The 22,225-nt window shown below is 62.2% G+C and carries 16 protein-coding genes; 7 read left to right on the plus strand and 9 right to left on the minus strand.

The annotated features are described in order from the left end of the window. Positions 1-23 precede the first annotated feature (23 nt). From upp to EDD52_RS01995, 5 genes are read right to left on the minus strand one after another with little or no spacing between them, the layout of a single operon-like run. Positions 24-656, minus strand: coding sequence for a uracil phosphoribosyltransferase (gene upp, locus EDD52_RS01975; protein WP_132241346.1), 633 nt, complete (start codon positions 654-656; stop codon positions 24-26). Further along, on the minus strand, positions 653-1,639 hold the full coding sequence (locus EDD52_RS01980) for an adenosine deaminase (protein WP_132241347.1): 987 nt from the start codon (positions 1,637-1,639) through the stop codon (positions 653-655). Before EDD52_RS01980 ends, upp begins: the two co-directional genes overlap by 4 nt. Then, positions 1,636-2,892 carry a phosphopentomutase gene (locus EDD52_RS01985; RefSeq protein ID WP_132241348.1) on the minus strand — a complete coding sequence of 419 codons (1,257 nt, stop codon included), beginning with the start codon at positions 2,890-2,892 and terminating at the stop codon, positions 1,636-1,638. Before EDD52_RS01985 ends, EDD52_RS01980 begins: the two co-directional genes overlap by 4 nt. Further along, positions 2,889-4,196: a thymidine phosphorylase gene (locus EDD52_RS01990; RefSeq protein WP_132241349.1), complete on the minus strand. Its 1,308-nt coding sequence runs from the start codon at positions 4,194-4,196 to the stop codon at positions 2,889-2,891. The genes EDD52_RS01985 and EDD52_RS01990 overlap by 4 nt, the downstream gene beginning before the upstream one ends. Positions 4,197-4,198: 2 nt before the next feature. After that, entirely contained in the window at positions 4,199-4,606 is a 408-nt protein-coding gene (locus EDD52_RS01995; RefSeq protein WP_132241350.1) for a cytidine deaminase, read from the minus strand. A 192-nt stretch (positions 4,607-4,798) separates the two neighbouring features. On the opposite strand from EDD52_RS01995, the gene EDD52_RS02000 reads away from it, so the two are divergent. Further along, a complete protein-coding gene (locus EDD52_RS02000; RefSeq protein ID WP_132241351.1) occupies positions 4,799-7,078 on the plus strand; it encodes an NADP-dependent malic enzyme in 2,280 nt (759 codons plus the stop codon). Positions 7,079-7,142: 64 nt separating this feature from the next. Here EDD52_RS02000 and EDD52_RS02005 read toward each other — a convergent pair whose 3' ends face one another. Further along, on the minus strand, positions 7,143-7,871 hold the full coding sequence (locus tag EDD52_RS02005; protein WP_165907438.1) for a VPLPA-CTERM sorting domain-containing protein: 729 nt from the start codon (positions 7,869-7,871) through the stop codon (positions 7,143-7,145). A gap of 466 nt (positions 7,872-8,337) precedes the next feature. Here EDD52_RS02005 and prpE point away from each other — a divergent pair, with 466 nt between their 5' ends. From prpE to gph, 3 genes are all read left to right on the plus strand, one after another. Beyond that, positions 8,338-10,227, plus strand: coding sequence for a propionate-CoA ligase PrpE (prpE, locus tag EDD52_RS02010; protein WP_132241353.1), 1,890 nt, complete (start codon positions 8,338-8,340; stop codon positions 10,225-10,227). A gap of 223 nt (positions 10,228-10,450) precedes the next feature. Then, positions 10,451-11,005, plus strand: coding sequence for a thioredoxin family protein (locus EDD52_RS02015; RefSeq protein WP_132241354.1), 555 nt, complete (start codon positions 10,451-10,453; stop codon positions 11,003-11,005). After that, positions 11,006-11,671 (plus strand): phosphoglycolate phosphatase, encoded by a 666-nt coding sequence (gph, locus tag EDD52_RS02020; protein WP_132241355.1) that lies wholly within the window; start codon positions 11,006-11,008, stop codon positions 11,669-11,671. A gap of 92 nt (positions 11,672-11,763) precedes the next feature. Here gph and EDD52_RS02025 read toward each other — a convergent pair whose 3' ends face one another. Continuing rightward, a complete protein-coding gene (locus EDD52_RS02025; RefSeq protein WP_132241356.1) occupies positions 11,764-16,143 on the minus strand; it encodes an ExeM/NucH family extracellular endonuclease in 4,380 nt (1,459 codons plus the stop codon). A 235-nt stretch (positions 16,144-16,378) separates the two neighbouring features. On the opposite strand from EDD52_RS02025, the gene EDD52_RS02030 reads away from it, so the two are divergent. Genes EDD52_RS02030 through EDD52_RS02040 form a run of 3 tightly spaced genes read left to right on the plus strand, consistent with a single transcriptional unit; the run spans position 16,379 to position 19,341 of the window. Beyond that, positions 16,379-17,446 carry a diaminopropionate ammonia-lyase gene (locus EDD52_RS02030; protein ID WP_424449618.1) on the plus strand — a complete coding sequence of 356 codons (1,068 nt, stop codon included), beginning with the start codon at positions 16,379-16,381 and terminating at the stop codon, positions 17,444-17,446. 6 nt (positions 17,447-17,452) lie between these two features. Continuing rightward, complete coding sequence (locus EDD52_RS02035) at positions 17,453-18,601, plus strand: M24 family metallopeptidase (protein WP_132241358.1); 1,149 nt, start codon at positions 17,453-17,455, stop codon at positions 18,599-18,601. Further along, complete coding sequence (locus tag EDD52_RS02040; protein WP_132241359.1) at positions 18,598-19,341, plus strand: maleate cis-trans isomerase family protein; 744 nt, start codon at positions 18,598-18,600, stop codon at positions 19,339-19,341. Before EDD52_RS02035 ends, EDD52_RS02040 begins: the two co-directional genes overlap by 4 nt. Positions 19,342-19,399: 58 nt before the next feature. On the opposite strand, the gene EDD52_RS02045 is transcribed toward EDD52_RS02040, so the two are convergent. Continuing rightward, the gene (locus EDD52_RS02045) at positions 19,400-19,756 is read right to left on the minus strand and encodes a hypothetical protein (RefSeq protein ID WP_132241360.1); all 357 of its coding nucleotides are present in this window, start codon (positions 19,754-19,756) and stop codon (positions 19,400-19,402) included. Between the two features lie 214 nt (positions 19,757-19,970). Next, entirely contained in the window at positions 19,971-22,166 is a 2,196-nt protein-coding gene (gene uvrB, locus EDD52_RS02050) for an excinuclease ABC subunit UvrB (RefSeq protein WP_132241361.1), read from the minus strand. Positions 22,167-22,225 lie beyond the last annotated feature (59 nt).

Consider the following 22,225-nt stretch of genomic DNA (forward strand, 5'->3'; position numbering starts at 1 on the left):
GGGCTCGCAACCGGGCGTGGCGCCTATTTGGTGCCGAAGAGCCGGTCGCCCGCGTCACCCAGACCCGGCACGATATAACCCTTCTCGTTCAGCCGTTCATCCAGTGCCGCTGTCACGATCGGCACGTCCGGATGTGCCTCTTTCATACGGGCAACACCTTCGGGCGCGGCCAGCAGGCACAAGAACCGGATGTTTTTGGCGCCCGCCTGTTTCAGCAGATCAATTGCCGCAACGGACGAATTGCCTGTTGCCAGCATCGGATCCACGGCGATGACCAGACGGTCGCCAAGACTGTCGGGCACCTTGAAATAGTATTGCACCGGCTGAAGCGTTTCCTCGTCGCGGTAAAGACCCACAAAGCCAACCCGCGCCGACGGGATCAGTTCAAGCACCCCGTCCAGCAGACCGTTGCCCGCACGCAGGATCGAAATCAGCGCAAGCTTCTTGCCCGCCAGCGTCGGTGCCTCCATCTCGGTCATCGGCGTTTCGATGGTCCGGGTTGTCATCGGCAGGTTCGCGGTAACCTCGTAGGCCAACAACTGGCTGATCTCACGCAAGAGCTTGCGGAACTCGCCGGTCGAGGTGTCCTTCCGGCGCATCAGCGTCAGCTTGTGCTGCACCAGCGGGTGCGAAACGACGGTCAGGTGATCGGTCATGCGGGCTCCAGTCTCTCCAAAATGCGGGCGCGGGTTGCCTCATCGCAGAATGCCGCATTGGCGGCAACACGGTTGAGGTCCAGAAAATCATCCTCGTTCCAGCCAAAGACCCGCGCCAGATTATCGTATTCTCGGGTCATCGTGGTGTGGAAGAAAGGCGGATCATCGGTCGAGATCGTCACCTTCACGCCGCGCTCCCGCAGCTTTTCGATCGGATGCGCGCTCAGGTGCGGATAGACCCCCAGCCGCACGTTGGAGCCCGGGCAAACCTCGAGCACGATGCCGCGTTCTGCAAGGACATCGACAAGCGCCAGATCCTCGATCACCCGCACGCCATGCCCGATGCGTTCAACGCCCAGATCTTCGATGGCGTCGCGCACTTCGCGTGGGCCGCGCCATTCGCCCGCATGGGTAGTCAGCCGCAAACCGGCCTCGCGCGCCATGTCAAAGCTATAGCCGAAATCGGCCTGTTTTCCCTTGTTTTCATCCCCGCCCATTCCGAAGCCGACAATCCAGTCGCCGGCCGTTTCCGCAGCGCAGAGCGCAATCGGCTTGGCACGGTCAGGTCCGAAATGGCGAATGCAAGTGACGATGCCGCGCAGGACAACCCCGGTGTCGCGCTCGCCCTCGTCCGCCGCCTCGCGGATCGCGTGCAGATATTCGCGCCACGCGCCAACATCGCCCCCACCGCAGAAATCCGGCGACAGGAAGGTTTCGGCATAGATCACGCCATGCTCGGCACTCTGTTCAAGAATGGCCCGTGTCAGGCGGGCGTAATCCTCGGGCGTCTGCAGCACCTGCGTCGCGGCCTCGTAAACGCTGAGGAAATGCACGAAATCGCGATAGGCATAGCTGCCATCCTCGGAGAATACGCCCGAAAGGTTGACCGATTTTTCTTGCGCGAGCCGCCGGATGAACTCCGGCGGGGCGGCGCCCTCGTGGTGCATGTGCAGTTCCACCTTGGGAAGCGATCTGAAACTCATAGAAAACTCCTTCCGGGGCCATGGCTTTGCACGCCCAGATGATCCGCGACCGAGGCGGCAATATCGACAAACCCCACCTGACCAAGCGATCCAGCACCCCGCCCGGCCACCAGAACAGGCACACGTTCGCGCGTGTGATCGGTGCCGATCCATGTGGGGTCGTTTCCGTGATCGGCAGTGATCAGCAGCATGTCGGTGCCGCGAAGCCGCGGCAGCAGCCGCGCCAGTTCCGCATCGAACCATTCCAGCGCGCGGGCATAGCCGGACACGTCGCGGCGGTGGCCGTAAAGGCTGTCGAACTCGACAAAATTGGCAAAGGTCAGGCTGCCATCCGGGGCGTCCTCGACCAGATCGAACAGGTGGGTCATCAGCGTGGCATCGTCGCCTTTGCGCAGATCGTCAATGCCCTCCATCGAAAAGATGTCGCCGATCTTGCCGATGGCGAAAACCTTGCGCCCCGCATCCTGTGCCCAGTTGGTCAGCACAGGCTCCGGCGGACGGATGGCATAGTCATGCCGGTTGCCAGTGCGTTTGAAGCTGCCCGGCGCACCGACGAAGGGCCGTGCAATCACGCGGCCGATCTTCATCTCGTGCAGAACCGGCGCCATGCGCTCGCACAGATCCAGCAACCGGTCCAGCCCAAACGTCTCTTCATGGGCGGCGATCTGGAACACGCTGTCGGCGGAGGTATAGCAGATCGGCCAGCCAGAGCGCATATGCTCTGGCCCGAACTCGTCCAGCATCACCGTGCCAGACCCGTGGCAATTGCCAAGAATACCGTCCGTGCCTGCGATTTTGCAGACCTTGGCGACAAGGTCGTCGGGGAAGGCCGGGATCTCTTTTGGGAAATAGGTCCAGTCCCAGGGCACCGGCAAGCCTGCCAGTTCCCAATGGCCCGAGGGCGTGTCCTTGCCGGGGGAAACTTCGGTCGCAGCGCCCCATCGCCCCAAAGGGGTGTCACTGGCCTGCCCCAAAGGGGCGTCACTGTTCTGACCCAGAGGCTCGGCACTCAGATCGGGCACGTCTTCGCCCGATGTCAGCCGCACTGCGGCCCCCAGCCCCAGCGCATCCAGCGTCGGCACGTGCAGCGGGCCAGTGCGCCCATCCTCTGCGCGGCCCTCTGCACAGGCCTGTGCAATATGGGCAAGCGTGTTGGCTCCGCTATCCGGCACACCGTCATTGAAAAACGCATCCGCGTCCGGAGCGCCGCCGATCCCGACGCTGTCGATCACGACAAGAAAGGCACGGCTCATGGCACGATCCTTTCATGGACGAGCGGCGGCAGATCCTGCGCCTTTTCACCCAAGGTGATGGCCGCGCGCACGGCCGCCTCTGCCGCGTCCGCCTGCCCGACCCGCGCGGCATGAACACGCGCCAGCGGCTGCCCCTTCTCGACGCGATCACCAAGGCGCACGACCTCTGACAGGCCAACCGCCGGATCGACGACATCGCTTTCCACCTGACGCCCGCCGCCCAGTTCAACTACGGCCAGCCCCAGCGCTTCACCGTCAATCGCGGTAACCACACCTGCCTCGCTGGCGGGCATTTCCCGGATCACCGGCGCCTCGGGCATGAAGCGTTGCCAATTCTCGACAAAATGCACCGGCCCGCCCATGGCGTATACCATCCGGCCAAACCGTTCTGCCGCCGTGCCGGACCGGATTGCGTCGGCGATCTTCGCCTTGCCATCAGCGGCATCCTTTGCCAGCCCGGCAGAGGCCAAAAGAGCGCCGCCAAGCTCTGCACTCAACTCTCCCAGCGGGCCGTAATCCAGCCCGGTCAGCACCCGCAGGCTGGCATCAACCTCCAGCGCGTTGCCAAGCGAGGAGGCCAGCGGCTGGCTCATATCCGTGATCAGCGCGGTGGTCTTGCACCCGGCGGCATTGGCTGTCTTGACCAAAGCCTGTGCCAGCGCCCGCGCCTCTTCGGCCGTTTTCATGAAGGCGCCAGTGCCCAGCTTGACGTCCAGCACCAGCCCGTCCAAACCCGCGGCCAGTTTCTTTGACAGGATCGAGGCAGTGATCAGATCAAGGCTTTCGACCGTACCGGTGACATCGCGGATCGCATAGAGCCGCTTGTCGGCCGGGGCGATATCGGCACTGGCACTGACAATCGCCGCCCCCGTCTCGCGCACCACTTTGTGAAAGCGGTCCTCATCCAGACCCGTGACGAGACCCGGTATCGCCTCCATCTTGTCCAATGTGCCGCCCGTATGGCCCAGCCCGCGCCCCGAGATCATCGGCACATAAGCGCTGCAAGCCGCCAAGGCGGGGGCCAGCACAAGGCTGACGCAATCGCCCACACCGCCGGTGGAATGCTTGTCGATCGCGGGCGCGTCCAGATCCCAGCGCAGCACATCGCCGCTGTCACGCATCGCAAGGGTCAGGGCCACGCGGCCTTCTTCGCTAAGCCCGCGCAGGCAGACGGCCATGGCAAAGGCCCCCGCCTGAGCATCCGACACGGCCCCGTCGGCCAGACCTTCGGCGAACCACGCAAGCTGTTGGGCTGTCAGGGGCTGCCCCTTTCGCAGGGTGGCGTTTATGGCGCGCGCATCCATTCTCAGCTCCCGCCTGTGTCGGAATGGCTCATATGGTCCGCGCCGAACGCACCCGGCAAGAGCTCTGCCAGCGTCATCACCTGCTCTGTGCCTGCGGTCGTCGCCATGGTCACGCTGACATCCGGTGCGCCGAACTCCGCCAGTTTCTGCCGACAGCCGCCGCAGGGGGTCACGGGCATAGGAGCGTCCGCCACCACGTAAACCTCTGCCAGCCGCGACGCGCCCGACGCGATCATCGACGCTATCGCCCCTGCCTCGGCGCAGGTGCCCTCGGGATAGGCCACGTTTTCCACGTTACAGCCCCGATGCACTGTCCCGTCAGTGTCCCGGATCGCCGCGCCCACCTTGAACCCCGAATAGGGCGCATAGGCCCGTTCGCGCACATCCAGCGCCGCCTGTCTGAGTGACATTGGTCCTCTCCCCACATTCACCTTTCCGGCAATGGTGCGTAACCGCCCGGGGATTGCAAGCCTTCCCTCGCTGCGCGCCATCCGCGAACCATGTCTGGCTGACGGTTGGGGTTGGTTTGACACGCTCAACGGTTTCTCTTCCCGAACGCGTGAGGTATGCCTGACGTATGGACAGCCCCAAGGATACGAGCCATGGCCGACAATCCCACCGATACAGCGCGCCAAGCCGCGCTTGATTACCACGAATTCCCCAAACCCGGTAAGCTGGAGATCCGCGCCACCAAACCGCTGGCCAACGGGCGCGATCTGGCGCTGGCCTATTCGCCCGGCGTTGCCGAAGCCTGCCTGGAGATCAAGGCCGACAAAGGCACGGCGGCACGCTACACCGCGCGCGGCAACCTTGTTGGCGTGGTGTCCAACGGCAGCGCGGTTCTGGGGCTTGGCAATATCGGTGCGCTTGCCTCCAAACCGGTGATGGAAGGCAAGGCCGTCCTCTTCAAGAAATTCGCAGGCATCGACTGTTTCGATATCGAGGTGAACGAAACCGATCCCGAACGCCTTGCAGATATTGTCTGCGCGTTGGAGCCCACATTCGGCGCGATCAACCTTGAAGACATCAAAGCGCCCGACTGTTTCATCGTGGAAAAGCTGTGCCGCGAACGCATGAACATCCCCGTCTTTCATGATGACCAGCACGGGACGGCGATTGTCGTGGGGGCTGCGGCCACCAATGCGCTGCATGTCGCGGGAAAGTCATTCGAGGACATCAAGATCGTCTCGACCGGCGGTGGTGCGGCCGGGATCGCTTGTCTGAACATGCTGCTGAAGCTGGGTGTAAAGCGCGAAAACGTCTGGCTGTGCGATGTCCACGGCCTCGTCTACGAGGGGCGGGAACTGGACATGAACCCGCAAAAGGCTGCCTTTGCGCAGGCATCTGAATTGCGCAGGCTGGACGAGGTGATCGACGGTGCGGACCTGTTCCTGGGCCTGTCCGGGCCGGGCGTGCTGAAACCCGAGCTGGTCAAGCGGATGGCCAAGCGGCCCATCATCTTTGCGCTGGCCAATCCCACGCCGGAAATCATGCCGGACCTTGCCCGCGAAGTGGCGCCCGACGCCATCATCGCAACCGGGCGCAGCGACTTTCCCAATCAGGTCAACAACGTGCTGTGCTTTCCGTTCATCTTCCGGGGCGCGCTTGACGTGGGTGCCACAGAGATCAACGATGAAATGCAGCTCGCCTGTATCGAAGGCATTGCCGAACTGGCCCGCGCCACCACCAGCGCCGAGGCGGCGGCCGCCTATCAGGGCGAGCATCTGACCTTCGGGGCCGATTACCTGATCCCCAAACCGTTCGACCCGCGCCTGTCGGGCATCGTCTCCTCTGCCGTCGCGCGCGCCGCGATGGAGACGGGCGTGGCTACGCGCCCCTTCGAGGATCTGGACGCTTACCGCCAGAAACTGGACGCCTCGGTCTACAAATCCGCGCTTCTCATGCGCCCGGTCTTTGCTGCCGCCGCCACGGCCAGTCGCCGCATCGTCTTTGCCGAGGGCGAGGACGAGCGCGTGCTGCGCGCGGCACAGGCTATTCTGGAAGAGACGACCGAGCAGCCCATCCTGATCGGCCGACCCGAGGTTATCGCCAGCCGGTGCGAGCGCATGGGGCTCGAAATCCGGCCGGAGCGCGATTTCAACATCGTGAACCCGGAAAACGATCCACGCTACCGGGATTACTGGGGCAGCTATCACGAGTTGATGGCACGCCGGGGTGTCAGCCCGGATCTGGCCCGCGCAATCATGCGCACCAACTCAACCGCCATTGGCGCGGTCATGGTCCACCGCGAGGAGGCTGACAGCCTGATCTGCGGCACGTTCGGCGAATACCGCTGGCACCTGAATTACATCACGCAAGTGCTGGGCAACGACAAATTCCAGCCCAATGGCGCGCTTTCGATGATGATCCTTGAAGACGGCCCCCTGTTCATCGCCGACACCCATGTCTGGTCGCTGCCCACGCCCGAACAGCTGGCCAAGACCGCCTTGGGGGCTGCGCGGCACGTGCGCCGCTTCGGGCTTGAACCCAACATCGCCTTCTGTTCGCAATCGCAATTCGGCAACCAGTCCGAAGGGTCTGGCAAGCGTCTGCGCGACGCAATTGCCTTGCTGGACAGTGAAGAACGCGATTTCTGCTACGAAGGCGAGATGAACGTCGATGCGGCGCTGAACGCCGATCTGCGGGCGCGGCTGTTTCCGGCCAACCGGATGAAGGGCACAGCAAATGTGCTGATCTTCGGCCATGCCGATGCCGCCTCTGCTGCGCGCAACATCCTGAAGATGAAAAGCGGCGGGCTTGAGGTCGGACCGATCCTGATGGGCATGGGCAACCGCGCCCATATCGTCACCCCCTCGATCACTGCGCGCGGTCTTTTGAACATGGCCGCCGTGGCGGGCACCCCGGTCGCACAATACGGATGATCGAAAGACGCGATACGGCGGCCTGGGGGCCGCCGTTCTGGTCTGTCTGCAAGGCTGTGAGAGGTCAGGCTTTGCGCTTGCGGCGGAGCGCCAACCCACCCAGCGCGGTGAGCAGCAAAAAGCCACCGGCAGGCAGGGGAACCGCCGAAACGGGTGTGTCCACATAGACATTTATCGACGTGCTTCCAACCACACCCGCGCTATCAAAAGCTGTCAAAGAGACACGGAATTGGCCCGCACCTATCGGCGCACCAGGAAGAAAGCCCATATTGACGGAGTTCTGCGCGACGTTGAATGCGCTGAAGTCCTCATCACCGCCACTGTCGAAAGTTGCCGCGCCATTTGCCGTCGCATTCGTGCCGAGGTAATAGCCGGTGCTGACCGCACCCAGTGGATCGTAGATCTGCATATTTTCGGTAGCCGAAGGGTCATAGTCGACCGATATCTGGTATTTATACGTGCCCAGCGAGTCGCTGCCATCGGCAATGTCAGAATTGATCGACCAGTCATAGCTCCAATAGGACCGACCGGCCGGAACCGTCGCGCCTGTGGAATCAAACAGATAATTCCCGGCAGCATCCTGAATGATTCCGACGCCGATCGCGTCATTCGGGGTGGTATAGCGGCGCTTCGCCCGCAGCCCCAGTTCCAGATCGCCGATGGTCGCGACGGTGAAGCCGCCGTTGTGGTTACCCGACCCAAAAATGATATCTGGCGTAACATTGGCTGCCATTGCCGGCAAGGCCAGGAACCCGGTCACCGCGGCAATTGAGAGCGTTTTCATTATTTTCATCAGAATTCCTCCGTTAGCATTTTTATATATTTTTATAAAAGGCGAAATAGGGAAAAATACTCCATATCTTATCGCGCCGATAAAACCGCTTCGCAAAGTCAAATTTGGGTTATCCACAGTAATTCGGTGTCGCTCAACTTTGAGCATAAGTACTTTGCACGGCTGGACACCGAATTCAGCTGTTTTGCTCTCGATGACCACCTCCGCCAATGACGCCACCCCAGATCGATGTTGAAAGCTACGGCGGTTTGACCTTTCGGAGCTGGCGGATGGGCAGCATAGACTTTGCAAAGTCGCCTCTCTTTCGCAAAATACTGCGCAAATCAGCAGAGTTTGCAAAAATTTGCAGGTACGAAAGCCCGTTTTCTGCAAATATTGCGCGCCATTCTGACGCTGCAAACGCTAACATGCTTGCCCCGGTTACCCACATGCCCGTAACTCACTTTCAACGCTTGAGGAGGATACCATGGCATACAAGGACGTGTACGACAGCTGGAAGGCCGACCCGGAAGCATTCTGGATGGACGCCGCCAAAGCAATCGACTGGGACCGTGCGCCCAGCAAGGCGCTGTTTGATAAAGGCAATGACCTGTACGAGTGGTTCTCGGACGGGATGGTCAACACATGCTGGAATGCCGTGGACCGCCATGTCGAGGCCGGGCGCGGCGATCAGGTGGCAATTATCCATGACAGTCCCGTCACCCATTCCAAGCGCGAAATCACCTATGTCGAGTTGCGCAACCGTGTCGCAAACCTCGCAGGTGCCTTGCGCGCCAAGGGTATCGAAAAGGGTGACCGCGTCATCATCTACATGCCGATGATCCCCGAAGCGTTGGAGGCGATGCTGGCCTGCGCCCGTCTTGGTGCGATCCATTCGGTGGTGTTTGGCGGGTTTGCCGCAAACGAACTGGCGGTGCGGATCGATGATGCAAAACCCAAGGCCATTATCGCCGCCTCCTGCGGGATCGAGCCGGGACGCGTTGTGCATTACAAACCGCTTCTTGACGGCGCGATGGAGCTCGCCACCCACGAGCCCGACTTCTGCGTGATCTTCCAGCGCGAACAGGAAGTCGCCCATCTGGAGGAAGGCCGCGATTACAACTGGCACGGCTTCCAATACGGTGTCGAACCGGCGGATTGCGTTCCAGTCGAGGGCAACCACCCGTCCTATATCCTCTATACCTCTGGCACGACCGGCGCGCCCAAAGGCGTGATCCGCCACACTGCCGGGCAGCTTGTTGCGCTGAACTGGACGATGAAAAACATCTATAACGTCGATCCGGGAGATGTGTTCTGGGCGGCATCAGACGTTGGCTGGGTCGTGGGGCACAGCTATATCTGCTACGCGCCGCTGATCCACGGCAACACCACCATCGTCTTCGAAGGCAAACCCGTCGGCACCCCCGATCCCGGCACGTTCTGGCGTATCATCGAGGAATACAAGGTCCGCAGCTTCTTCACCGCCCCGACAGCCCTGCGCGCGGTAAAGCGCGAAGACCCGAACGGCGAATTCGTCAAGAAATACGACCTGTCCAACCTGACCGCCGTCTACCTTGCAGGCGAGCGCGCCGACCCGGACACGATCGAATGGGCGCAGAAGGTTCTGGACAAGCCGATCTACGACCACTGGTGGCAGACAGAAACCGGCTGGACCATCGCGGGCATGCCTGCGGGGATCGAAAAACTGCCCGTCAAGGTCGGGTCGCCCTCGGTCCCGATGCCGGGCTATGACGTGCAGATCCTTGATGAGGCAGGCCACCCGATGAAACCCGGAGAGCTGGGCGCCATCGCGGTCAAACTGCCCCTGCCCCCGGGCACGCTGCCAACGCTTTGGAATGCCGAAGACCGGTTCCGCAAATCCTACCTCAACCAGTTTCCGGGCTTCTACGAGACCGGCGATGCGGGCATGATCGACGAGGACGGGTACCTTTATATCATGGCGCGCACCGATGACGTGATCAACGTCGCGGGCCACCGCCTGTCCACCGGCGGGATGGAGGAAGTTCTGGCCTCTCATCCGGACGTTGCCGAATGCGCGGTGATCGGCGTGACCGATCAGCTGAAAGGCCAGCTGCCCATGGGCTTTGTCTGCCTGACAAGCGGCGTGAACCGGCCGCATGACGAGATCACCAAGGAATGCGTCAAGCTGGTGCGCGAAAAGATCGGCCCGGTCGCGGCATTCAAGCTGTGCCTCGTCGTGGACCGGCTGCCCAAGACGCGCTCTGGCAAGATCCTGCGGGCGACGATGGTCAAGATCGCCGATAGCGCAGAGTTCAAGCTGCCCGCTACCATTGATGACCCGGCTATTCTGGACGAGATCCGCGATGCGTTGAAAACCATCGGTTACGCAAAATAAGGCCTGACCTTTACGATCAGCGGGCGGCCTTCTCCCGGGGCCGCCCGTTCGCATGTCCGGTGACATTTGTTTCGCCCTGCAAACGTCGGGGCGAACGGCTGGTTGAGTGCCATTTGGTCTAAGGGCGGGTTTGTATCTTGCCAGCCAACGCGCATCCGTCATGACTTGCCTTCCGGCGGATCGCGTAGGACAGTCCCAGCAGCACACACAACAGGAGGGTCCCATGGCCACAACTCCCCCCGTCTGCGATTTCGGCTGGCCTGCGCCGGGTTTTACCCTGCCCGCCACCGACGGCAAGACCTACTCTTTGGATGATATACGCGGGCCCAAAGGCACGCTCATCATGTTCATCTGCAATCACTGCCCGTTTGTGATCGCCGTGCGTGACCGGATTGTGCGGGATGCCCGGGATCTGTCCGCGCTTGGGATCGGCGTCGCGGCGATTTGTTCCAACGATGCCGACAGCCATCCGGCCGACAGTTTCGACAATATGGTGACATTCGCCAAGGCGGCGGGATTTCCCTTTCCCTACCTGCATGACGAGGATCAATCGGTAGCGCGCGCCTTTGATGCGGCCTGCACGCCGGATTTCTTCGGGTTCAACGCGGATCTGGAATTGCAATATCGGGGCCAACTAGATGCGTCCGGCGCCCGACCCGCTGCCGAAGGTGTGCGGCGTGATCTTTACGAGGCCATGCGCGAAGTCGCCGAGACGGGGTTGGGCCCGCGCGACCAGATCCCCTCGATGGGCTGTTCGATCAAGTGGAAGCCCGCCTGAATGCGCGCCACCATCGCCTTTGACCTTGATGGCACGCTGATCGACAGCGCCCCCGATCTGGCCCACGCCGTCAACATGATGCTGACCGAGGCAGGTGCCGAGCCGCTTTCACTGGTCGAGGTCACATCCTTCATCGGAAACGGGTTGCCCCGGCTGGTCGAGCTGGCCATGGGCGCGCGTGGTCTGGATATGACGCGGCACGATGACCTCGCGGCACGCGTCCTGTCGCATTACACTCAGGCCAACAGCGCTTACACGGTGCTTTACCCGCAGGCTCATTCGGCGTTGCTGGCCCTGAAGGAGGCGGGTCACCGGCTGACGCTGTGCACGAACAAGCCCGAAGCTCCGGCACGCGAAATCCTGACGCATTTCGGGTTGGAGGGCCTGTTCGATACGGTGATCGGCGGCGACACATTGCCAACCCGCAAACCCGATCCGGCCATGCTTCTGGCCGCACTGATGCCGGACGGCCCCGGCATCTATATCGGCGACAGCGAAGTGGACGCCGAAGTCGCGCAGCGCGCAGGCGTGCCATTCCTCCTATACACCGAAGGCTACCGGAAAAGCCCGGTCGAGGCTCTTCCCCATACCGCACGGTTTGAGGACTTCTCGACCCTGCCGGAGCTTGTTGCGCGGGCGTTGGCGCGGAACGCCGCCCCTGCCTGACCGTTTCGACACGTCACACCTGTATCGCAAAGACGAAAAAGCCCCCGCCGGTTTTGATCCGGCGGGGGCCTTGCGTAGGCGCTGCGGCGGTCTTAGCCGATCACGGTCGTGCTGCTGAAATCCAGACCAAGGATCAACGGATCGTGATCCGAAGAGGCAAAGACATCGTCATGGTAGAACGCGGCATCCTTGAACTGTGACGAATAGTTCAGCAGGTCCGGCTCGTCCGCGTTGATGTGCCATTCGGTCAGACCAGTGACATTTAGCGCGAACTCGTCAGACGCAATCGCCTGATCCAGCGTGCCACGCTGCCCGTCAAACACGAAGCTATAGGCATTTTCCTGCCCGATGAACGCGTCGATCAGGTCGGTCGTGCCCGCAGCATCCCGAAGCGACTGGACCGGATCTTCCTGTGCATAGGCGTTGAAATCGCCCAGAACCACGTAGCTGCTGACGCCGCCCTGATAGGTGCTGCCCAGCCAGTCCTGAAGCTCGTCGGCGGCATCCGTACGTACGCCGTTCCAGAAGCCCTGACCGTCGCCCGCATCATAGTTGGGGTCGCTGGTCAGCGCGTCGATATCGGCCTGGGTGATGCCAGTGCCGCCGCCATCCAGATAGGACTGCGCTGCCTCTGCCAGATCCTGCAGGTTGCTGTCGCCCTTGGATTTGAAGTGGACGGACACAACGGTGAAGACCTCGCCACTGTCATTGTCCTGGAAGGTGGCTGCCACAGCAGGACGCGACCGTTGGAAATCCTCGATCCGGTCACCAGAAGACACGAACGGGTGCAGCACCTCTGCCAGGGCAAACGTCGCCGCAGCCGAAGGCTCGTCAAAGACAAGGTAATCGCTGGCCATCAACGTCACCTTGGTCGAGTCGTAGACGATGCCAGTCGTGATCGCATCCGTCCCCAACGTACCGCCCGCGCCGCCGGTGGGATCTACGACAGAGAAGCCCGCCCCGGGCCCCGCCTCAGCGTTGAGCGCATCGGTCAGCGTCTGCATGGCAGACCCTGCGCCAAAGCCATTGTTTTCGATCTCCTGCAACGCGAAGACATCGACACCGGAGGTCAGCATTGCATTGACCGTTGCATCGGTCTGGCGGTCCAGATCACCGGCGCTGCTGGCCCCGCGAGACCCAAGCGTCGTGAAGTAGTTCAGAACGTTGAAAGCACCGACCTGCAACGTCCCGCCGACATCTTCCGGGGTCGCATCACGCGCACCGGTATTGGTGGATTGGTCGATGTTCAGCTGTCCATCCACCAGCATCCGGTAGCTGCCAAAGCCATAGGACATGACGCCGGTTGTCGGCCCGTCAATCTCTGCCCCAAGGCGCAGGGTCGGCCCGCCCTCGGTGAAGGTATCGCCGCTATCCAGATAACCGTTGCCGTTGTCATAGGCCGCTTCCACCGGGATATAGGCAAATTCGGTCGGGTTTTGCCCGCTCTCGCCGTCATCGATCAGCAGGCGGTTGTTGACGTTGCCCTCGTTCACTGCGGCCACCTGCGCGGCTTCGGTCTGTGCGTCGTAAAGCTGGGTGCCCTGAACGGGGTTTCCCGCAGAAACGGTGATCTCGCCGAACCGATCCAGGTTGAAGTTCTGCGTGACGGTGATGCGTTCGCCCGCAACGCCGCTGTCGAGAGAGATGCGCATCCCCTCGACCGCCTCGAAGTCCGGCGAAACTGCCGGGTCCAGCAGGATCTCTGCCGCGGTGGGCATCGGCTGGTTGCCAAGCTCGACCGTGATATCGCTGACAGAGGTGATCTGCGTCAGGCCAAAGAATTCGTCCACCGTGCCGGAAACGCTGACAAGATCGCCAAGCGACGGCAGGGTCAGACCGGCGGCAAAGACGAAGATACCCTCGGATGTGGCAGCGTCTGCGTCGGCGTCCGCATCTTCTTCCTGAAGGAAAAACCCGCCCGCGCCGATATAGGTGACAACCGCATTGACGGTGACACCAAGCCCGTCAAAGGACGACATGCTACCCGCCCCCTGGATCTGGGAAATCAGCACCAGCTCGCCCGGAGGTGTCACATCTGCCTCGTTGGAATCGCCACGCGTCTCAGCCTCGGGCGCGCGCCAAGTGCCGTCATCGTTGCGCTGCAGGGACTGGCCGGCCGGGGTGGTGGAGGCTTCGCTGACCACAACATCGGTCGCCGCGACGCCATCCGCCGGGCCACCGACAGCCGTGAAGCTGCCCTCGTAGCTCAGGAATTCGACCAGCGTGCCAGCGTTGGACAAGGCGATGCCGTCATTGCCGTTCTGAATGCCGGGCGTCTCGATGACATAGTAGTCATATGTCCCATCCGAAGAGCTCGCTGCGGCCGGGAAGGCAAATGTGGCATAGGATGCGCCACCATTGCCGTTATACAGCGTGACGGCTGCTGACGAGACGTCGCTGCCCGCGTCGACACGGATTTCGACGAATTCGCCAGTATCGGCCCCGTCATTGTCGTAGTGGAATTCGTTGATCCGGCCCGCAAAGGCAGCGGGCGCGGCACCGTTCGACGCCCCCGGCGTGCCCAGATCGCCATCGCCAAAGGAGGCAACGGCCGTTGTCCAGTTCGCACCGACATTGTTATCCGCCGCCAGATCAACCAGTTCCATCGACGCGCCGGTGGGGTCCGGGAAGGCCGGGCCGCCGTCATATTCCACGCGGTCGATCTCGCCAAAGTCGGGCGAGGTCAGAACGACCTCATCCGCGCCATTGGCCAGTGCGATATCGGTATAGGCATAATCCACGGTCACGCCGCCATTCGTGGCGGTGTCGGCGTTTCTGCCAAATACAAGGTAACCGCCAGCGGGAATGACAAGCGGTCCGCCATTGTCGATCACGTGGCTGTCAAGGTCGTTGTCCGAGATGGTCCAGCCGTTCAGGTCCACATCGCGCGTTCCGGCATTGTAGATCTCGAAATACTCGCCACTCCCATCCGATACGGCCGAGGGGTTCTGCATGATTTCGCTGATCACGATCTCCGGGACCGGCACAAAGTCATTGTCCTGCCCGCGTGTCTCCAGCTCCGGCCCGCGCCAGGTGCCGTCGGCATTGCGCTGAAGCGATTCACCGATCGGGGTCGATCCGGCCTCTGCCACGCCGATATCGGTCGAGCTTTGGCCCATGGCGGTGCCGTCAGTGGCCACCAGCGTGCCCTCGTAGCTGAGGAATTCAACAACCGCGCCGTCCCCGATCAGGGCGATACCATCCGGCGATCCGTTCTGCATTCCGGGCGTATCGATCACGTAGTAATCATACGTCCCGTCGCTGCCAGCAGGCGTGGCCGGAAGGCTGAAGCTGTTGTAAAGCGTGCCGTTGCTGCCGTTGTAAAGCTCCACCGTCAGGCGCGCCGGATCGGTTCCTGCGGCCAGCCGGATCTCGACAAACTCGCCAGTGTCGGCCCCGGCATTGTCGTAATGGATTTCGTTGACCCGCGCGTCGAGCGGCGGCAGTTCGACCACATCCGCGACGGTCACGGCGATATCCGCGCTGTCACTGTCGACACCATCGCTGGCAGTGACGGTAACGTCATAGACATTGTCGCCACCCGCGTCGCCCGGCGCTTCGAAATCAGGTGCTGCGACAAAGGAAATCGCGCCGGTCATGCTGTCGATCTGGAACAGGCCCGCATCGGCCCCCGACAGGCTGAAGCTGAGTGTGGCGCTGTCGATATCTGTCGCGCTGATCGCGGCGGGCACGTCGGTGGTGTTTTCGTCGATGGTCACGGCAGACAGCGCCGCAATCACCGGGGCGTCGTTGGCGCCAGTGATGGTCACCGTCACGGTCGCGGTGTCGCTGCCACCTTTGCCGTCATCGACGGTGTAGGTGAAGCTGTCGGTTGCCGTCTCGCCTGCCGCCAGCGCATCGAAGGCCGTGCCGGGGTCATAGCTCACCTGCGTCCCCGACAGGCTGACCGAGGTGCCTGCGGTCAACGTCGCGCCCACAGCCGTCACCGTCATGGTGTCGCCGTCAAATTCACGGTCATTGGCCAAAAGATCGGCCGCATCGACCACCAGAACCTCGTTCTCGCCGGCGGTGAACGCGTCAGCGCCCGCAAGCACGGCATTGTTCTGGCCGTTCAGGTAGAAGGTGTAATCGTCGCCCTCGAAGTAAAGCGCCTCGAACCCGCGGAGGGTATCGGTACCCGTATCGGCCACGTCACCCGTGGCCTTGACCGTGGTTGCGGACCAGCGCCCGGACGCCCACCAGGGGCCGCGCGACGGCAGGGAGATGTCATAGTCACCAATGCCGCCTTCGTAGACCGCCGTATCGAACCCGCGACCACCGTCAAGCAGGTCATTGCCTGCGCCACCGGACACAACATCGTCCCCGTTGCCACCGAAGACCCGGTCGTTGCCGCCACCCGCCTTGATCGTGTCATCGCCGTTGAAGCCGAAAATCCAGTCGGACCTTCCGGACCCCAACAGTTCCTCGCCACTGCGCGTTCCGAAGACGAACGATTTCCACCAATATGACATGAATGACCCCCTGATCTCGTATGATTCCGATGTTGTATGCGGACAGTTTGTGACAGTTTCTTCCGGACTGCGATAAAAAGTTAATTTCCGTCACGGCAGGCGGACCCGCGCTGCAGGCCCATGCACCAGTTCTCCGACGGCCCGCTGCACGGCGTTCCGTTGCATGGAAGGGATTGACGCGGCGCGGATTTGCATCATTCACTGGTCGGGTCCATTTCATGAAAGGTGGGGCAAATTGCGAATCCACCCCAATCTTTTCCGCAAGCTTGCCGCAGGCGTCGCGTTGCCGCCAGGCATCGCCTTTCCGTCAGACGATGCGTCGGCACCGCTTGGCTTGCTGTCGAAATGCCCGGCTTATGCGCCAACACCGTTGGTCGATCTGCCGGAACTGGCCCGCGTCACCGGCATCTCGCAGGTAAGTGTGAAGGACGAGCGCGAACGGATGGGGCTGGGCAGCTTCAAGGCGCTTGGTGCCGCTTACGTGATTGCCGATGACGCCGTGAAGACAGGCGCCAAAGACCTTCAGACCGCTTTGCGTGGGCAAACCTATGTCACCGCAAGCGCGGGCAATCATGGGATGTCTGTCGCGGCGGGTGCCCGTGTTTTCGGTGCAGCCGCCGTGATCTACATCGCCGAAACGGTTCCCGAAAGCTTTGCCAGGCGTCTTGCGGCCAAGGGCGCTCAGGTGGTGCGCGAAGGTCAGGATTACGAGGCGAGTATGGTGGCCGCAGCACATGCCGCCCGGGTCAACGGCTGGCGCCTTTTGTCTGACAGCAGTTGGGAGGGCTATACAGACCGGCCCTGGCGTCTGATGCAGGGCTATCTTGCGCTGATGGCCGAGGTCGCGGACCAGATCGCAGACCCGCCAACCCATATTTTCGTGCAGGCCGGGGTCGGTGGTCTGGCGGCATCGGTCGCTGCCTATGCCCGCAAGATCTGGGGGGATGCGCCGGGCATCATCGTGGTCGAACCCGACGCCGCCCCAGCCATCGCCGCCTCGCTGACCGAAGGACGACCGGTCACGACTTCGGGGCCAGTGTCCACGATGGGGCGTCTGGACTGCAAGGAACCTTCGCTGATCGCGCTGAAAGGGCTGGCGCGTGATGCCGACGTCGCCGTGACGCTCTCGGACGAGGCGGTCGCCCGCGCCCTTCCCCGCCTTGCCGCGCATGATCTGGAAACCACCCCCTCTGGCGGGGCCGGGCTGGCCGCGCTGCTTTTGTCGGAACCGCACCGCAAGGCGCTGCGTCTGGACGAGCGTAGCCATGTGCTCGCCTTCGTCACCGAAGGCCCCGAGAAATGAGCCTGCATGACAGGCCCTTTTGACACGGCTGAATACCGCGCCCGAGTTCACGCGGCGCAAGGGGAGATGCAGGCTGAAGGGATTGCGGCCCTTCTCCTGACAACAGAGCCGGAGTTGCGCTACTTCACCGGTTTCCTGACCCGGTTCTGGGAAAGCCCGACCCGGCCGTGGTTTCTGGTGCTTCCGGCGGCGGGCGATCCGATAGCGGTGATCCCGTCCATAGGCGCTGCCCTGATGCAGCAGACATGGATCACGGACATACGCACATGGCGCGCCCCCGATCCGGCTGATAACGGCGTCACCCTGCTCGCCGGTACACTGAAGGAGGCCGCCCAGGGTGGCGATATAGGCACCCCGATGGGGTTCGAAAGTCACCTGCGCATGCCACTGGCGAATCTGGCGCGGCTACAGGCGCTACTGGGGCGCGATCTGCGCGATGACGCCGATATTGTCAGGCGGCTGCGGATGGTGAAATCCGAGGCCGAGATCGCAGCCATTGCCACAGCCTGCGCCATCGCCGGACGGGCCTTTGCCCGGGTACCGAAAATCGCCCGGACGGGCGCGCCGCTTGACCGGGTGTTCCGCGATTTCCAGCGGCTCTGCCTCGAAGAAGGCGCCGATTGGGTTCCCTATCTGGCGGGGGCGGCAGCGGCAGGTGGCTACGCTGATGTGATCTCTCCCGCCACGACGAAACCGCTGGAGCGCGGTGATGTCCTGATGCTGGATACCGGGTTGGTGCGGCACGGATATTTCTGCGATTACAACCGGAATTTCAGCCTCGGGCCGCCCGACGCCGACACCAGATCAGCTCATGCCCGGCTGATCGACGCCACGCATGCCGCGCTGGACATCGCGCGGCCCGGCGCGACCGCCGCAGACCTGTTCCGCGCCATGGATGCCGTGTTGACCGGCGGGCAGGGCCGTGGTGACGCTGGACGGCTGGGCCATGGGCTGGGCATGCAGCTGACCGAAGGGCTGTCGCTGATCCCGCAGGATCACACCGTCCTTCAGCCCGGAATGGTGCTGACGCTGGAACCCGGATGTGAGGTCGCGCCGGGGCGGATGCTCGTCCATGAGGAAGACATCGTTATCCGGGATGGCCCGGCAGAGCCGCTCTCGCCAATTTCGGGGCCAGAGATGGGGGTGCTGGAATGACCGCCCTGCCCTATCAGACCCAACCCCTGAGCGAGCCGCGCCTCGGACTGGTGGTCTTGTCGGCCGACGAAACGATAGAGCGCGATTTTGCGCGCATGTTGCCAGAAGGGCTGAGCCTGAAAGTCACCCGCGTGCCAAGCGGGCTGGACGTCACAACCGACACGCTCGCCGCGATGGAGCATCATTTGACCAGCGCGGCCTCTTTGCTGCCACAGGCCGACCCGTTCGACGTCGTGGCCTATGGCTGCACCTCCGGGACAGCGGTGATCGGGGCGCGTAAAGTTGCCGCGATGATCCGCAAGGGGGTTGCGGCCCGTTCTGTCACCGACCCTGTCACCGCACTTGTTGCCGCCTGCGAAACGCTGGCGGTGAAACGGCTTGGCATCTTGTCGCCCTACCTGCCGGAGGTTTCTGACCGGCTGCGTGCCGTGCTTTGCGAACACGGTATCGAAACGCCCGCGTTTGGATCTTTCAATGAAAGTGACGAGGCAACGGTCGTGCGCATCACGCCGGGGTCGATCACCTCTGCCGCCGGATCATTGGCCAGACAGGGCGGGATCGACGGGCTGTTCTTGTCCTGCACGAACCTGCGCACGCTGGAGGTTATCGAAGAGATCGAGTCGACAACGGGCCTGCAGGTCCTTTCGTCAAACCTCGTATTGGGGTGGCACATGTGCCAGTTGGCAAAGGTGACCGGCCCGGTATGGCCGCGCGCCACCCTTACCCCAACCGGCGCCTGACCCAACGAAAAAGCCGCTGGCGCGGCTTTTTGCAAGTAGGTGAACGTGTCACTTCAGGTCAGACTGCGGTGGTCTGTGTGTTCTCAGGCTCGCTTTTCGAGCGGTCGGCCTTGACTACATGCTCGCGGGACGGTGCGGGCCGAGGCGCCACGATCCGTTGAGACCCCACGTCGATCCGGCCCGCATTCTGGCGTGCACGCGCCAACGCGGATGACGCCGTCGACCCCGAATTCACCGGTTTGGCCGAATTGGCCGCATAGACACCGAAGGCAACCATGGGAACAGCGGCATGACGGACCTGACGTGCGCCGACCTCTGACAGTTTCTGAAACACGCGCAGGTTGCTCTGCGCGATATTTCCGCACAGACGCCACCACATTGCGTTATACTGGTAACCTTGAAAAAACGGGTTCATTGCATCCTCCTCCTCCAATTGCGCGACGCAGGGTCAACCGCGCCACACAGATGCCCGAACAACCTATACGAGCAACGTAACACCGAGAAGTCACAACTCGGAGAAGGTGAGCAGGAAACGGCCAATTTGTCGAATTTTTCGGCAACACGGTGCCGAAACGGGCTGCGAACCCATGATGGCCGCCGCCCGCACAGTCAAATCGCCCGGCAAAACGCTAGCGTTTGCGCCGTTTCACGTTGCCGCCATGCTGCCCCGGCCTGCCCGCCGTGCTGCGTCCCCGGGACTTGGTGGCAGCATCAGAGGCAGCCTCGACCGCGGATTGCCGCGCCATCGGATCGTCGTGCAGTGCAAGGTCCACCGCCTCCAGCCGTTTGACCTCGTCTCGCAACCGCGCCGCCTCTTCGAATTCGAGGTTCTCGGCAGCCTTGCGCATATCCGTCCGCAGCCCTTCCAGCACAGCTGCAAGGTTCGACCCTGCCTGTTTCGGATCGATCTTGGCGGTGACGCGGTTCATGTCGACATCGCCCTTGTAGAGCCCCTGAAGGATGTCATCGACATTCTTCTTGATCGTCGACGGTGTGATGCCGTGTTCCTCGTTATAGGCGATCTGCTTTTCCCGGCGGCGGTTGGTTTCCGACAGGGCGCGTTCCATGCTGCCGGTGATCCGGTCGGCATACATGATGACACGGCCTTCGGCGTTGCGCGCCGCCCGTCCGATGGTCTGGATCAGCGAGGTTTCCGAGCGCAGGAAGCCTTCCTTGTCAGCGTCCAGAATGGCCACCAGCCCGCATTCGGGAATATCCAAGCCCTCTCGCAGCAGGTTGATGCCGATCAGCACGTCAAACGCACCAAGCCGCAGGTCTCGCAGAATTTCGATCCGTTCGATCGTATCGATATCCGAATGCATGTAGCGCACGCGAATGCCCTGTTCGTGCATATATTCGGTCAGATCTTCGGCCATACGCTTCGTCAGGGTGGTTACCAGCGTGCGGAAGCCGTCGGCAGCAACCTTGCGCACCTCGTCCAGCAGGTCATCCACCTGCATCTCGACCGGCCGGATCTCCACCTGCGGGTCCAGCAGGCCGGTGGGGCGGATCACCTGTTCGGTGAAAACGCCGCCCGTCTGTTCCAGCTCCCATGCTGCCGGGGTTGCCGAGACGAACACCGATTGCGGGCGCATCGCATCCCATTCCTCGAACTTCAGCGGCCGGTTATCCATGCAGGAGGGCAGCCTGAATCCATGCTCGGCCAGCGTCATCTTGCGTCGGAAGTCGCCCTTGTACATGCCGCCGATTTGCGGAACCGAGACGTGGGATTCATCCGCAAAAACGATGGCATTGTCGGGGATGAATTCGAACAGCGTGGGCGGCGGCTCGCCCGGTGCCCGGCCCGTCAGATAGCGCGAGTAGTTTTCGATCCCGTTGCACACGCCGGTTGCTTCCAGCATCTCCAGATCGAAATTGGTGCGCTGCTCCAGCCGCTGTGCTTCGAGCAGCTTGCCCTCGCCCACCAGTTGATCCAGCCGCATGCGCAGCTCTTTCTTGATCCCGATGATCGCCTGATTCATCGTCGGGCGCGGCGTGACATAGTGGCTGTTGGCATAAACGCGGATACGGTCGAAATTATCGGTCTTCTCGCCTGTCAACGGATCGAACTCGGTGATCGCTTCCATCTCGTCGCCAAAGAAGGACAGCCTCCAGGCCCGGTCTTCAAGGTGGGCCGGGAAGATTTCCAGCGAATCGCCGCGCACCCGGAAAGAGCCGCGCTGAAACGCCTGATCGTTGCGCTTGTATTGCTGGGCGACCAAATCGGCCATGACCTTGCGCTGGTCGTAATCCTTGCCGACGAACAGATCCTGCGTCATCGCGCCGTAGGTTTCGACGGACCCGATACCGTAGATGCAGGACACCGATGCCACGATGATCACGTCATCCCGCTCCAGCAGCGCCCGGGTGGCCGAGTGGCGCATCCGGTCGATCTGTTCGTTGATCTGGCTTTCCTTCTCGATATATGTGTCCGACCGCGCGACATAGGCTTCGGGCTGGTAGTAGTCGTAATAGCTGACGAAATACTCCACCGCGTTGTCGGGAAAGAACTGTTTGAATTCGCCGTAGAGCTGCGCCGCCAACGTCTTGTTAGGTGCAAGAATGATCGCCGGGCGCTGGGTTTCGTCGATCACCTTGGCCATGGTGAAGGTTTTGCCGGTGCCGGTTGCCCCAAGAAGAACCTGGTCGCGCTCTCCGGCGGCAACGCCTTCGACCAATTCGGCAATGGCTGTGGGCTGATCCCCCGCAGCAGAGAATTCTGTCTGCATGACAAAGCGCTTGCCGCCCTCAAGCTTTTCGCGCTCGCGCACATTGGGTGCAGGAGCGTGAAGCACGGGCATCTGTTCGGGAGAGTTATTGTGCATGAAACATGGCCTTTCGCATGCCCCAAACTTGATTGCTTTGCCCCGCCTTTCAACCCCGC

Source organism: Primorskyibacter sedentarius (assembly GCF_004342065.1).
Lineage (GTDB): Bacteria > Pseudomonadota > Alphaproteobacteria > Rhodobacterales > Rhodobacteraceae > Primorskyibacter > Primorskyibacter sedentarius.

Coding starts and splice junctions, on each gene's coding strand:
- EDD52_RS01985 (WP_132241348.1), bottom strand. CDS start 2,892: ATGAGCCGTGCCTTTCTTGTCGTGATCGACAGCGTCGGGATCGGCGGC.
- EDD52_RS01990 (WP_132241349.1), bottom strand. CDS start 4,196: ATGGATGCGCGCGCCATAAACGCCACCCTGCGAAAGGGGCAGCCCCTG.
- EDD52_RS01995 (WP_132241350.1), bottom strand. CDS start 4,606: ATGTCACTCAGACAGGCGGCGCTGGATGTGCGCGAACGGGCCTATGCG.
- EDD52_RS02035 (WP_132241358.1), top strand. CDS start 17,453: ATGACAGGCCCTTTTGACACGGCTGAATACCGCGCCCGAGTTCACGCG.
- upp (WP_132241346.1), bottom strand. CDS start 656: ATGACCGATCACCTGACCGTCGTTTCGCACCCGCTGGTGCAGCACAAG.
- EDD52_RS02000 (WP_132241351.1), top strand. CDS start 4,799: ATGGCCGACAATCCCACCGATACAGCGCGCCAAGCCGCGCTTGATTAC.
- EDD52_RS02040 (WP_132241359.1), top strand. CDS start 18,598: ATGACCGCCCTGCCCTATCAGACCCAACCCCTGAGCGAGCCGCGCCTC.
- EDD52_RS01980 (WP_132241347.1), bottom strand. CDS start 1,639: ATGAGTTTCAGATCGCTTCCCAAGGTGGAACTGCACATGCACCACGAG.
- prpE (WP_132241353.1), top strand. CDS start 8,338: ATGGCATACAAGGACGTGTACGACAGCTGGAAGGCCGACCCGGAAGCA.
- gph (WP_132241355.1), top strand. CDS start 11,006: ATGCGCGCCACCATCGCCTTTGACCTTGATGGCACGCTGATCGACAGC.
- EDD52_RS02025 (WP_132241356.1), bottom strand. CDS start 16,143: ATGTCATATTGGTGGAAATCGTTCGTCTTCGGAACGCGCAGTGGCGAG.
- EDD52_RS02005 (WP_165907438.1), bottom strand. CDS start 7,871: ATGAAAATAATGAAAACGCTCTCAATTGCCGCGGTGACCGGGTTCCTG.
- EDD52_RS02045 (WP_132241360.1), bottom strand. CDS start 19,756: ATGAACCCGTTTTTTCAAGGTTACCAGTATAACGCAATGTGGTGGCGT.
- uvrB (WP_132241361.1), bottom strand. CDS start 22,166: ATGCACAATAACTCTCCCGAACAGATGCCCGTGCTTCACGCTCCTGCA.
- EDD52_RS02015 (WP_132241354.1), top strand. CDS start 10,451: ATGGCCACAACTCCCCCCGTCTGCGATTTCGGCTGGCCTGCGCCGGGT.